5 protein-coding genes and 3 pseudogenes are annotated in these 13437 nt (G+C 49.8%); 7 read left to right on the plus strand and 1 reads right to left on the minus strand.

What is annotated here, in order from left to right:
• The first annotated feature begins 24 nt into the window (after positions 1-24).
• From CZ379_RS12960 to CZ379_RS12980, 7 genes and pseudogenes are all read left to right on the plus strand, one after another.
• A complete protein-coding gene (locus tag CZ379_RS12960) occupies positions 25-993 on the plus strand; it encodes a glycoside hydrolase family 43 protein (protein WP_110932000.1) in 969 nt (322 codons plus the stop codon).
• 64 nt (positions 994-1057) lie between these two features.
• Complete coding sequence (locus CZ379_RS12965; RefSeq protein ID WP_110932001.1) at positions 1058-2545, plus strand: alpha-N-arabinofuranosidase; 1488 nt, start codon at positions 1058-1060, stop codon at positions 2543-2545.
• A 230-nt stretch (positions 2546-2775) separates the two neighbouring features.
• Positions 2776-3312 (plus strand): annotated as a pseudogene (locus tag CZ379_RS27170) (S-layer homology domain-containing protein); the annotation flags it as partial.
• An 813-nt stretch (positions 3313-4125) separates the two neighbouring features.
• A pseudogene (locus CZ379_RS27175) lies at positions 4126-6525 on the plus strand (LamG-like jellyroll fold domain-containing protein); the annotation flags it as partial.
• A gap of 195 nt (positions 6526-6720) precedes the next feature.
• Positions 6721-7179 (plus strand): annotated as a pseudogene (locus CZ379_RS27180) (LamG domain-containing protein); the annotation flags it as partial.
• Positions 7180-7601: 422 nt separating this feature from the next.
• The gene (locus CZ379_RS12975) at positions 7602-9152 is read left to right on the plus strand and encodes a response regulator transcription factor (RefSeq protein ID WP_110932003.1); all 1551 of its coding nucleotides are present in this window, start codon (positions 7602-7604) and stop codon (positions 9150-9152) included.
• 504 nt (positions 9153-9656) lie between these two features.
• Positions 9657-12497 (plus strand): glycoside hydrolase family 3 protein, encoded by a 2841-nt coding sequence (locus CZ379_RS12980; RefSeq protein WP_110932004.1) that lies wholly within the window; start codon positions 9657-9659, stop codon positions 12495-12497.
• Here CZ379_RS12980 and CZ379_RS12985 read toward each other — a convergent pair whose 3' ends face one another.
• Positions 12498-13400, minus strand: coding sequence for an AraC family transcriptional regulator (locus CZ379_RS12985; protein WP_110932005.1), 903 nt, complete (start codon positions 13398-13400; stop codon positions 12498-12500).
• Between the last annotated feature and the right edge of the window lie 37 nt (positions 13401-13437).

Consider the following 13437-nt stretch of genomic DNA (forward strand, 5'->3'; position numbering starts at 1 on the left):
TAATTCCAAAAGGAGAAACCAGAAATGACGACAAATCAGGAATTTATGAATCCAATTGTAGAGCAGAGGGCAGATCCTTGGGTTTATCGACATAGCGACGGATACTACTATTTCACTGCATCCGTCCCAGAATATGATCGTATCGAAATTCGCAGATCTCTAACTATTCAAGGTCTCGGGGAGGCAGAGCCTGTTGTCGCTTGGCGAAAATATGACACCGGACCGCTTAGCGCCAACATTTGGGCTCCAGAAATTCATTATATCCAAGGGAAATGGTATATCTACTTCGCTGCTGCGCGAACGACGGAGACCAAGGACGGGCTCTTCGATCACCGGATGTACGCGCTTGAGAACAGCTCTGCCAATCCGCTTGAAGGAACTTGGGTGGAGAAAGGGCAGGTTCGTACCCGTTGGGAATCTTTCGCTTTGGACGCAACGGTGTTCGAACACCGTGGAGACTTGTACTATGTCTGGGCGCAGAAGGATCCTGAAATAGACGGCAACTCGAATATGTACATTTCCAAAATGAGCAACCCATGGACGCTGACAGGGGAGCAGGCGATGATTTCTACACCGGAGTATGATTGGGAAATTATTGGCTTCAAGGTAAATGAAGGAGCCGCCATCTTAAAGCGCAACGGGAAAATTTTCATGAGCTATTCAGCGAGTGCCACGAATCACAATTACTGCATGGGTCTCTTGTACGCCGATGAAGATGCGGATCTGCTTGATCCGATGTCTTGGTCCAAATCCCCTGTTCCCGTCTTTCAAACGAATGAGGAGAATGGACAATACGGCCCAGGGCATAACAGCTTTACGGTTACGGAGGACGGACGTGATGTTATCGTCTACCATGCCCGCAATTATAAGGAGATTACAGGTGATCCACTCTATGATCCTAACCGGCATACACGCGCCCAAATCTTCCATTGGAACGAGGATGGGACGCCGAACTTTGGGGAACCCGTGCCGGACGCGCAGCGTACTCGCTAACGGATTGCCGTTCGGTTGTAAATTCGCTAAAGGACAATGATAAAAAGATCTGGAGGGCATCGCTTTGAAGAACAATGTGATCGTCAACGCGGATATTCGCAAAGGAACCATCAATAAGAACATTTACGGTCATTTCTCTGAGCATCTTGGCAGATGTATTTATGAGGGGATTTGGGTAGGGGAAGATTCCCCTATCCCCAATACGAAGGGAATTCGCAATGACGTTCTGGAAGCATTGAAGCAAATCAAAGTACCGGTTCTGCGCTGGCCGGGAGGCTGCTTCGCTGATGAGTATCACTGGAAGGACGGTGTCGGGCCTAGGGAAAACCGCAAGCGCATGGTGAATACGCATTGGGGCGGCGTGGTCGAGAATAACCATTTTGGAACCCATGAGTTCATGCTGCTTTGCGAATTGCTGGAATGCGAGCCGTATATTTGCGGCAACGTAGGAAGCGGAACGGTTCAGGAGATGTCGGAATGGGTCGAGTATATGACCTTTGACGGCGAATCTCCGATGGCGAACTGGAGAAGCGAGAATGGCCGGGAAGAGCCGTGGAAGCTGAAGTATTTTGGAGTGGGGAACGAAAACTGGGGTTGCGGCGGAAATATGCGCCCGGAATATTACGCTGATTTATATCGCCGTTATCAAACCTATGTACGCAATTACGGGGAGAACAAAATTTATAAAATTGCCGGCGGGGCGAACGTGGACGATTTCAACTGGACTGAAGTATTAATGAAGAATGCGGGCTGGCTCATGGACGGTTTAAGCCTGCACTATTATACGATCCCAGGGGACTTCTGGCTTGGTAAAGGATCGGCCCTCGATTTCCCGGAAGACGAGTGGTTCATCACGATGAAGAAAGCTCTTCATATGGATGAATTGATTAGCAAGCACAGCACGATCATGGATAAATATGATCCAGACAAACGCGTAGGCATGATCATTGACGAATGGGGCACCTGGTTCGATGTCGAGCCGGGAACGAATCCGGGATTCCTGTATCAGCAGAACACGATTCGAGATGCGCTGGTGGCCGGCTTGCACTTCAATATTTTCCATAATCACTGCGACCGCGTACAAATGACGAATATTGCCCAGACCGTCAACGTGCTGCAGGCGATGATCCTTACGGAAGGCGAGAAAATGATTCTGACGCCGACCTATCATGTGTTCGATATGTACAAAGTCCATCAGGATGCCGAACTGCTGGCCGTTGACTCGACGTTCGGCGAGTACGAATACAATGGCGAGAAGCTGCCGCAAGTCACAGTATCCGCTTCAAGAGATGGAGCTGGCAAAGTTCATATCAGCCTTTGCAATATTGATCATCAGCAGGAAGCCGTGCTTGACCTTGAGCTTCGCGGCATCGAAGCTGCCGGTGCGAAGGTCTCCGGAACGATCATCACGGCGGACAAGATGAATGCGCATAATACTTTTGAACAGCCTGAAGCTGTTAAGCCGGCGGAATTCACGGGGGCTGCCGTACAAGGCAATAAGCTGGCAATCAAGCTCCCGGCCATGTCTGTAGTTACGATTGCGGTAGAGTAATTGTTCATATAACCAAACGAGAACCGGCAGCGAGAGAGAGCACTATCATCATCTGACACGCTGTCGGTTCTCCTGTTTTGTCTGCTATGCCCGTTATTGCGGTTGTGTTTACGGTATTATCGATATCGTTCATGCATGCAACATGCTTAAATCATTTTAATGAGGGGGAAATCTACTTGAAGCGAACTTTTCGTAGGCTGTTGGCAATCCTATTGACCCTGGCTATGCTTATGCCTGTCACGGCCTTTGCCGATTACAGCGACTCCGCCAGTGCTGAAAGCGGGGCTAGCGCTATTAGCGATGTGAAGGGGCATTGGGCCGAACAGACATTTGCCGCCTGGCAGCAAAAAGGGCTGGTTCATGGCTATGGCGACGGGATTTTTAAGCCGAACCAGGCGATTACGAGAGCCGAATTTGTTGCACTGATCAATCATGTATTTCAGTTTTCGGAAATGAAGGAGATTACTTTTGCGGATATAAGCTCGGGACATCCATATTATTCGGAAATTCAGAAAGCGGTTTCAGCTGGACTTCTAAGCGGATATGAGGATGGAACGATCCGTCCCGGCGCTTTAATCACTAGGCAGGAAGCGGCTGTTGTACTCGCAAAAGCCTTTGAATTGAAGCTAACCGCCTCTGATTCGGTGCAGCTTCAGGATGCAGGCGAGCTTCCTGCGTGGAGCAAAGCGGCGGTAGCTGCGCTGTTGAACGAAGGGTATGTCAGCGGATATCCTGACCATACTTTCAGAGGCGGCAATTCCATGACGAGAGCCGAGGCACTGGTTATGCTGAGCAAGCTCTCCGGTGCGGTATTTAACCAAGCCGGCTCGTATTCAAACGGCATATATCAGAATGCGGTAATTAATCGTTCGGACATCGTTTTGAAGAATGTGACGATTCAAGGCAATTTATATTTAACGGAAGGAATTGCCGAGGGGGATGTAACGCTTGAAAATGTGAAGGTGCAGGGCAAAGTGTATGCTCACGGTGGCGGAGAGAATACGATCGCTTTTACCGATTCCGAGATTGGTCAAGTTATCGTAAATAAGCGAAACGGTCAAATTAGATTGGCTGCGAGGGGAAATACGAAGGTTCAGCAGGTCATTGCCCTGTCTGGTGTCAAGCTGGAGGAAGAAGCATTGGCCGATGGGGCTAAAGGGTTCATGCAAGTGATATTGGATGAGGCTTTAACTGCTGGCTCAAAGATCCGACTCGCTGGGGATTTCGATGAGGTGGAAGTTCGTTCGTTGTCTGGGGCTGACATTAGCCTGTTAAGAGGCCTGATCAAGAAGCTGGTTCTCCGTCAGCAAGCTGGACTGAATGTGGAGGAAGGCAGCGTGATCGAAGAAGTCGTCTTCCATATAGACAAGACGGTAGCTGTCAGCGGTAAAGGAAAGATTCATTCGGATGACAAAAGACTTGTTCGCAGCGACGAGGAGGAAACGAAATCCGGGTCTGGCGGCACAGGCGCTTCTGCGGGGTCAGGCTCAAGCTCGTCATCGGGCTCAAATCCGTCGCCAAGTCCGTCGCCAAACCCAAATCCAACACCGAACCCGTCTCCCAATCCTGAGCCTGGGGCAAAGCCGGCCTTTACCGAGGTATCGGTGCATGACCCATCAATTATCAAGGATGGAGACACCTATTACGTATTCGGCTCCCATATCGAGGCGGCCAAGTCCACCGATTTGATGAACTGGACTCGATTTACGAATGGCTATAGCACGCCGGATAATGTGATTTTTGGCGATCTATCCCAAAATTTAGCGGATTCGTTTGCCTGGGCCGGAGAGAATGATTCCGACAGTAAAGGCGGCTTTTCCGTCTGGGCTCCGGATGTCTTCTGGAATGAGCACTACGTAAATGAGGATGGGACTACGGGCGCTTATATGATGTATTACAGCGCCTCCTCCACATATATCCGTTCTGCGATCGGTTATGCGGTATCCCAAAATATCGAAGGGCCTTATGAGTATGTGGATACGATCATTTATTCCGGCTTCACGAGAAACGAAGCCTATGATGCGGATAGTCAGGTCAATAAGAAATGGGACAATACGAATATCCAGACGCTAATCGATGATGGCATCTTGGCGGAGATTAACCCGAATTGGTTTAGCAGCAACGGAGCCTACAATAACAGTATGTATCCAAATGCAATCGATGCGACATTGTTCACTGACCATGATGGCAGGCTTTGGATGACGTACGGCTCCTGGTCAGGCGGAATCTTCGTGCTTGAGCTGGATCCGCAGACAGGTCAGGCGATCTATCCGGAGCAGGATGGAAAGACGGCGGATGGACGGCTGATTGATCGCTATTTCGGTACCAAAATCGCGGGCGGTTATACAAAGTCAGGGGAAGGCCCGTATATTATTTATGACGAGAAATCCGGCTATTATTTCTTAAACGTAACCTATGGCTGGTTGGGAGCAGACGGCGGCTACAATATGAGATTGTTCAGGTCGACCGAGCCGGACGGTCCATATGTGGATGCGGCAGGCCAGAATGCGGTTCTTCCAGGCAATACGGACAACTCTCCCTACGGTATTAAAATGATCGGCAATTTCCTGTTCGAGCGGCAGGTTGGGGAGCCGGGAACGGGGATCGGCTATGGCTATGCATCGCCCGGGCATAATTCAGTGTTTTATGACGAGGAGACCGGGAAGTATTTCCTCTTGTTCCATACTCGTTTTCCGCAGAGAGGCGAAGTCCATGAGCTTCGCATCCACCAAATGTTCATGAATAAAGACAACTGGCTTGTAGTCGCTCCGGAGCGTTATGCTGGGGAGACGATAGAAGCGGTGAACGCCAATGACATCATTGGCGAATATAAATACGTGAATCATGAGCTGGCCTATTCCGGCAAGATTGTAAGTGCCGTGAATATCCAACTGAATGAGGACAAGACGATTACAGGTGATGTTACAGGAACATGGGAGCTGCAGAATGAGCACCAAGCTGTAGTTACCGTCGATGGAGTCCGCTTTGACGGAGTGTTCGTTCGTCAATGGGATGGGGCTCTGGAGCGTGAAACGATGACATTTACCGCCATTTCATCTGCTGGAGAGACCATTTGGGGCATTAGGCAGCCGGAAATGACGGATGAGCAAATTGTGGCAGCCGTACAAAGCGCCTTAGATCTTGGCGATACGAGCCGGGTGATGACTCACCTTGCGCTTCCTGCAAAAGGGGCTCGCGGCGCAGTCATTTCATGGCAAACCTCGGATGAGACTGTCATCACCGACAAAGGCGTTATCTCTCCGCCGGAGGTTGGCGAGTCGGATTTGACGGCTACCCTCACGGCAACCATTACGAAGGGGACGGCGACCGCAACCAAGACGTTCTCCATCGTGGTCATGCCGATCGACCCTGCGTATGGCTTGGCGGCACAGTACTCCTTTGAAGGGGATTTGAGCGACTCCAGCGGCAACTTTGGCACAGGTACGGTCACAGGCAACCGGATCGATAACAGCAGTGGCACAATAACCTATAGTGATGGGGTTACTGGAAAAGCTGCGGTGTTCGATGGGAATTCAGGCATTAAACTGCCGAACGGATTGATTTCTAGCGACCGTTATTCGGTATCGATGTGGTTGAATGTTGAGCAGCACACACAATTCTCTACTAGCTTCTTTGGCGCAAAAGCGGATGATAGCTGGATCAGCCTTGTGCCGCAGTCCTGGGATAACAACACGATGCTGTGGGCAGGCGAGGCGTGGTATGACGCGACGACCGGCTCGAGAATCCGTGCCAACGAATGGCACCATGTAGCCTTTACAGTGGATCGCGGAACGGTGAAGGTTTTTGTCGACGGCGTACAGAAATTTTCAGGTACAGGCTTTCCGAATGTATTTACGGATGAGCAAGGAACCTTCGGCCTAGGCGTGAATTGGTGGGATATCCCATTTAAAGGCATGATGGATGAGGTGCGGATTTATAACGTACCAATTACAGCCGAATTAGTGACTAAGCTGTCGCAGGAGCATCAGCCTGAGCAGGAAGAGATTGCTCCTGAACTAGTGGCTAAATTCTCTTTCGAGGACGACCTGCTGGATTCGGCGGGCAGCTTCGGGGCAGGAACGGTCATTGGCGATAAAATTGGCTCTCCGGCGGGTGGCGCAATTGGCTATGAAGCTGGTGTATCTGGAAAGGCAGCCGTCTTCGACGGCGCTTCGGGGGTTCTTCTTCCGAAAGGGTTGATTTCTAGCAACAGCTACTCTGTGACAATGTGGGTGTACGGGGAGGAGCTTGAAGCCTACACGCCAGCCTTCTTCGGAGCCCAGAACGGAGATAGCTGGATCAGTTTTCAGCCGAAGGGTCATGATGACGCTGACAACAGTTCCATGGTATGGTCGGGATCGGACTGGTATGATGCGGGAACCGGCGTGCAGACCATACCGAGAGAGTGGACGCATTTTGCGTTTACTGTCAACAAGGGCAATATCACCGTGTACGTGAATGGAGAAGCGAAATTTACGGGTACTGGCTTCCCGGATGTGTTCCTGGATGAACAGGGAACCTTTAGTTTGGGAGTGAACTGGTGGGATGCTCCGTTTAAGGGAATGATCGACGAGCTGCATATTTACAAAGGAGCGATTACGGCGGATGAAGTAGCGGCGCTGGCTTCTAGTTAGATTTATAACACAACTAGGCTGACCATAAGCAGATAAGCTCTGCGATGGGTCAGCCTTTTGTGCGTTTGGCAGCACAATTGCTAGGGAATCAAGACAGACAGCCTCTCCTGCTCAATTAACTTTTAGTGAAAATGGCATTTATAACTTATAAGACTTTATTGCCCAACAAAGTTACGTTAAGCCGTTCTCCTTACTGTAAATCAACGATGCAATCTAGATTCAGCTAATTATTCCCTGCGAAAGTTGAATAGTGAATATCAAAATAGTGCAACAAATGAACAGGATTATGTAGGCAAGTAAAAGTAATTGGGTATATGATTAATGAAAGCGCTTAAATTACGACTGTTATTTGTTATGACAGTTTATTTGTGTTGGAGATGCTGTGCGAGTATATATAAATAAATACAGGGGAGGAGTTCTGGATGATCGATGTGCTGATTGTCGACGATGAGCCCAAGCTGAGAGAAGGTCTTCGCACGTTTATCGATTGGGAAGATCTTGGTTACCGGGTGGTGGATACAGCGGCTAACGGAAATGAAGCTCTGGAGAAGTATGCCGTTTGCCAGCCAGAGCTGGTTATTGCCGATATAAGAATGCCAGGCATGGATGGGCTGCAGTTAATTGGGCGCCTTCGAGAGCAGAATCCTCTGCTACATATATTGATTTTAAGCGGTTACGCGGATTTTGATTATGCCAAGAAGGCAATTGCTCACCGGGCAGACGGTTATTTGCTGAAGCCTGTTGATGAAGATGAATTGGTAGAGTACCTTCATGGAATCAGGGCGGCCATTGAGGGCGAACGAGCCTCGGAGGAATGGCAGCATGCTGCTAAGGAATGGACGAGAGAAGCTTTGATTCAGCTTCTGTTGACGGAAACGGAGCATACATCGGAGGATCGTCGTCAGTTAAAGGAGAGGGCGGAAGAGCTCGGGGTATTGTGGAATAACTATCAGGTACTGCTAGTCGCTTTGCATGACGAGCTTACGGAATCCGTGCTTTATTTGCTGAGAAGAGCGTTGGTCGAGAGCATTGAGCTGGTTGATCGGGGCTGGGTGTTCGAGCATTATGGACAGGTCGGCGTACTGCTGAAGGAACCGCTTTTGGCTGTTGAGAGAGAAGGGGTATATCGCTCCATCGAAGCAGCGGTAGGAGAGACGGGAGTTGAGTTCACCGTAGCGCTGGGCTCCAAGGTCAGCTCATTAGATGAAATCGCCGATTCTTACAGCGTCGCACGCGAACTGATTAAACTGCATTTTTTTCTAGATGATGGGAAGCTGCTATGCGAGGAGGATGCGCATAGTGAGTATGAAGAGGGGTGCTCCGAGGTTCTCCCATCAGAAACTCTAGCCGATCAAATTTATTATGCCGTCGATATCGGGAATGCGAAAGCTGTGAAATCGCTAGTAAGGCAGGCAGGGCGCACCTTGGTTGTGGAAGGGTTTACGGAAGACGAAATCAAGCGCCGCTTCGTGGAAATTTTGACCTGTGTCATGGGCAAAGGCCTTAAACAGCATCCTGAGCTCCAGCAGCAAAGCAAGCAGTATTCGGACATGCTGGCAGGAATTTATCATCTGCGGAGCATACAGGCCCTTTATGATAAGACCGATTACTTCTTGCAGCAGATAATGACGCATTTGGGCGAGAATGATAAGCACCGCGAGGTAAAAATCATGCTCGACCTGATCGAACGAAATTACAGCGATAATCTGAAGCTGGAGACGCTGTCGGGCGTTCTAAACTACAATAGCGCATATTTGGGGAAGCTGTTCAAGAATGAGACGGGGGAATACTTCAATACCTATCTCGACAAGGTGCGGATTGAGAAAGCGAAATCTTATCTCGAAGACGGCCTCAAGGTTTACCAAGTGGCGGAGAAAGTCGGTTACACAAATGTGGATTATTTTCATTCAAAATTTAAAAAATATGTAGGCACATCTCCGTCCGCTTATCGCCGACATGCGAGCAGCGAGTGATCAGATGGCAGAACAGCAGGTCGGCATCCAAATAGGTAAGTAATCCATATATCACTTTCGCGTCTTTCCAAGCGTAACTTGGGAAGACTTTTTTTGTCCATACTTTTCTAGTACATAACTAACTGGATTCCTTGTAATAAAATGATACAGCCTGGCTCCGGGCCTGGAATTAACCGGATTTCTTGAAGCTAAAAATAGTATAAAGACTCTATAAGTTGAACAGTTATGTTTTAGATACTGTAAATACAGCTAATTTGAGAAGCTGTTCAAATGGATTGAAAATAAATACAGGAAATCCATTAAACTCAGCCGCTAGCATGGCAAGCATGTTTGGCACAAGTCTTCTTGATAGACGGCGAACTCGAACTAAGATTATTATATGAAAACATGACTAATATTCCGTGTATGAAGTCTTTATCGCGCAAGCTATGATGACAGTATGGGAGGACGGGGCAAAGTAGCCCAGCGTTTAAAAGCGCTTTCAACTATTGAAATCATACAGAAATGAGGTCATTCTACGTGGAGCAATATGTTAAATTTCCTTTTCAGAATCCAGACTTGCCGTTAGAGGAGCGGGTAAATGATCTAGTGTCCCGATTTACGCTGGAAGAGAAAATTCAATTGATGTGTCAGTACCAGGCAGAAATTCCCCGGCTTGGCGTAAAAAAATATAAGCATGGCACCGAGGGGGCACATGGCGTGGCTTGGCTTGGCGAAGCTACTGTGTTTCCGCAGAATACGGGCTTGGCCTGTACTTGGAACCCTGAGCTCATGCATGAAATCGGTGAAGTCATCGCGGATGAAGCGAGGGTATATTATCAGCGCGATCCGGCTATTAACGGTTTGACGATTTGGTCGCCAACGGTCGATATGGAACGCGACCCTAGATGGGGCAGAACGGAAGAGGCTTATGGCGAAGATCCATACCTGACTGGGCGCTTGGCCACGGAGCTTATCAAGGGAATGCAGGGGGATCATCCTTTCTATTATAAGACGGTTGCAACCTTGAAGCATTTCTATGGCAACAATAATGAAATTGATCGCGGCAGCGCTTCGGTTAGCATCGATCCGCGGAATAAGCGCGAGTACTATTTGAAAGCGTTTGAAGCACCGTTCCGTGAAGGGCGGGCAGGCTCGATGATGACCGCATATAACGGCGTCAATGGTACGCCTTGCAATCTCAATCATGAAGTCAACGACATTGTGAAGGGCGAATGGGGCATGGACGGCTTTGTCGTCGGTGATGCCGGAGACGTGCTTGGAACAGTTATGGATCATGGTTATATCGAGTCCTATGCAGAGGCGGTAGCGGGCTCGGTGAAAGCGGGCATCGACAGCATTACCGATGAGCAGGACATATCCTTTCAGGCGCTCCGCGATGCTCTGGAGCAGCAGCTTTTAAGCGAAGCCGACTTGGATCATGCGCTGCGAAATACGTTCCGGGTGCGTTTCCGTTTAGGAGAGTTCGACCCGGCTGAACGCAATCCTTACAGCAATGTACCTGAATCGAAGCTTTGCGCGCCTGAGCATGCGGCTCTATCGCTAAGAGCGGCGCGGGAGTCTGTCGTTCTGCTCAAGAATGAGGGTCTGCTGCCGCTCTCGAAGGAGAAGGGTTCGGTTGCTGTGATTGGACCGCTTGCTAATGAAGCCTATACGGATTGGTACAGCGGTACGCCCGCATACAAAATCACGCCGCTGCAAGGCGTTGCCGAGCAGGTAGGAATGAATCGCGTTCATTTCTCCAACGGAAATAACCGTGTTCGTCTTCGTTCGGCTGAGACTGGCAGCTATATATCGATTGCTTCAGACGGCGGAGAATTGAGAGCCGATGTTAAGAATGCGGACGAGGCGGAAATTTTCGAATGCACGGACTGGGGCTGGGACAATCTTACGCTGCGAGCGTTGAGCAGCGGAAAATTCGTCACCGAGCGCGAACACGAGCAGGGCGGAGGTCTTGCGGCATCTGCGGAGGAGGCTCGGGGCTGGTTCGTTAAAGAGGCATTCAGCTTCGCTAAAGGCGAGAAAGATGCGCTTGTGATGAAGTCCTGGGAAGGCAGGCCGATCATCGAGGACGAGAGTAAACGCCTGGTTGTGGCGGGAGAAGAGCAATCCGTGTTTGCCGGATTTTATGTTGAAGTGGTGCAGAACGGAGTGGAGGAGGCCGTGAAAACGGCGAAATCCGCAGATACTGCGATTGTTTTCGTCGGCAATAGCCCATTTATTAATGGAAAAGAAACAATCGATCGCCCCGACATTACGCTGCCGCATTCCCAGCAAGCTTTGATTCAAGCCGTGTATGCTGCTAACCCGAATACGGTCGTAGTCATCGTTGGCAGTTATCCGTTTGCCGTCAATTGGGAGAAGGAGCATATTCCCTCACTAATATTTACTTCGCATGCGGGCCAGGAGCTTGGACATGCCGTTGCAGACGTGCTGTTTGGAGAATACAACCCGGCGGGACGGCTTAATATGACTTGGTACAAATCAGCCTCCGAACTGCCGGACATCATGGATTATGACATCATTAAAGGGAAAAGAACTTATCAATATTTCGAGGGTGAAGTACTGTATCCGTTCGGTCATGGATTAAGCTATAGCGAGTTTGCATACAGCAATTTAAAATTGAGCGCCTCTGCTGTGTCCGCAGGCGATTCCGTAACAGTAACGGTTGATGTTCATAATACGGGGCAGTTGGATGGTGATGAAGTTGTACAGCTATACGTCCGGGCAGGCCAATCCCGGGTAGTACGGCCGCTTAAGACGCTAAGCGGATTCCGCCGCATGCATCTCGCGGCAGGCGAGAAGAGTACGGCAGCCTTCGAGCTCAGCAGCACGGATCTGGCGTTCTGGGATGTGACACGGGATCGTTACTGTGTAGAAAGCGGAACGTATACGTTGATGATCGGGCGTTCGGCGGGGGATATCGTGCTGGAGGCGACGCTTGAGGTCGATGGGGAACGCATTCCGCCGCGTACGGCCGCCGCACCGGTACGGGCGGTTAACTATGATAATTATGAGGGTGTCTTTGTAGATGAGTGCTGTGAAGGCGGAGAGAGCGTCGCCTGCTCGCAGGGCGACGGTTGGATCGCGTTCCATGACGTTGAATTCGGAAGCAAGGCCGAAGTTTTTGAAGCAAGAGTATCCGGGTCGATCAAAGGCGGGGAGATCGAGGTTGTTCTGGACAAAATGGACGGAACTGCCACAGCCGCATGCCGAGTACTGCCAACGGGAGGCGCGCAGGCATGGACGACAGTATCCGTCCCGGTTGAAGCCGTGTCCGGACGGCGGGATTTGTACCTGAAGCTCAAAGGCGACGTGCGAATAAGCTGGTTCCGGATCGTATAATTAACTGCTGATCGATTCGAGCAATCTTTTTCGGAATTCGGAAGGCGAGCAATTCATGGCCTTCCGGAATACCCGGATGAAGTAGCTGATATTGTCGTAACCGACTTCCAGCGCAATGTCGGATATTTTGCGGTCAGGCTCCCTGAGCAGTTCGACGGCTTGGCGAATCCGATAGGAGTTAATGTAATCCATCGGGGTTTGCCGGGTCATGGATTTAAAGAAACGGCAAAGCTGCCCTTCGCTCATGGGGATTAGCGCAGCTAATTCCGATAGACGTATTTGCTGGTCGTAGTTTTGCTGGATGTATAGGATAACTTTTTTTAGCCGCTCGATTTTGAATGAATCATTGCTGTTGCTTGTTGCACGGTTACACAATTGGTCGCGGCCCGCCATATCCGAAAGCATGAGGTAAAGATGCCCTTTGACAGAACCCTCAAATCCGGGAGTTCTCGCTTCGCAGCTGTTCATCATGGCTGTTAGATGCTGCAATAAGGACTTGCCGTAATCATGCTTCTCGGAGATATGACGGGGGAACGTGGCCTTTCTTTCTTGCAGGGGGAGAATTAAATTCTCCTGAACAGCGTCATAATAAGCACTGGATAGCATATTCGTTCCAAACACTAGGGTAAAGAAGGAGCAGCCCTGATCCCCATGAGCGTGCGCGGCATGAATATCACCGCCATCGATGAATACGGCTTCGCCTGCCCGCACGAGGAAATAATCGGTGTCAACCTGGAACAGCGTCTCTCCTTCCAGACAGTAGAAGAATTCAGCCTCTTCATGCCAGTGGCAATCGATGACGTGTTCGCCTGGGCCAAATTGGTACCAATAGGTGCCAAATGGCAATCTTTCGTCGCCATGGATTTTACTTTCCTTCAGAGAACGGCGCATTGCTTGATCCATTTCTCTCACCTCGTCAATTTTGTGTTATAAAATCATT

It is taken from the genome of Paenibacillus bouchesdurhonensis (assembly GCF_900155685.1).
In the GTDB taxonomy this organism is placed as follows: domain Bacteria; phylum Bacillota; class Bacilli; order Paenibacillales; family Paenibacillaceae; genus Fontibacillus; species Fontibacillus bouchesdurhonensis.